Origin of the sequence: Micromonospora sp. D75 (genome assembly GCF_018070405.1) — a bacterium.
Classification (GTDB): Bacteria; Actinomycetota; Actinomycetes; order Mycobacteriales; family Micromonosporaceae; genus Micromonospora; species Micromonospora chalcea.
This window is the reverse complement of the sequence record NZ_JAGPXV010001135.1, coordinates 1-659: the sequence shown is the minus strand read 5'-3', so window position 1 is coordinate 659 and position 659 is coordinate 1. Positions and strand designations below refer to the sequence as shown.

General features: G+C 77.8%; 1 protein-coding gene. It reads right to left on the bottom strand.

The genetic code is table 11. From position 1 onward, the window contains the following. A partial coding sequence (locus KBX39_RS32500; protein WP_210874255.1) for a YbjN domain-containing protein occupies nt 1-659 on the bottom strand: 659 nt, incomplete at both ends.

The window sequence follows — 659 nt, the reverse complement described above, 5'->3', positions numbered from 1 at the left end:
CGGCGACCGCTTCGGCGTACGCCGCGCCGGTGCGTACCGCCGCGGCCACCAGCACCTCCAGCTGCGCCGGGGCGACCCCGCAGGACAGGTCCGTGGAGACGCCGGCGGCCAGCACCAGCGTTCCGTCGCCGGGCTCGTGCACGTAGGCGGCGGGCAGCAGCCGGTCGTGGTTCCAGGCGTTGCAGAAGGCGTACGCCTCGGCGCGCCGCTCGGCCGGCAGCCGCCGCTGCGCCACCACGCGGGCGTGCAGCACGTCACCGTGGCGGCCGAGCAGGCGGAACTGGATCGTGGCCTCGCCCCACCGGCCGACGAGTGTGCCGTCCGGCTCAGGCGAGTACGGCTCGCCCCGGGCGTCGAGCGCGGCGGCGAGCAGCGCCGCGTCCAGCGGGGCGGGCTCCTCCGGGCCGGGCGGGCCGGGCTCGGCCGGGTCCGGTTCCGGCTCCTCGTCGAACTCGCTCTCGGCGGCCAGCGACACCGGCGCGGCGAGCGGCCGCTCGGCCAGCCACGAGGCGATCCGGCCGGACTGGTGCCCGGTGCCGTTGCGGGCGTCGAAGCTGCCGGCGAGCGCCGTGGCCAGCGCCTGGAGCTGCGCCCCGAGTGTCGCCACGTCCACCTCGGCGGCCGGCTTGGCCATCAGGTTGAACGTCCAGGACGGCTGG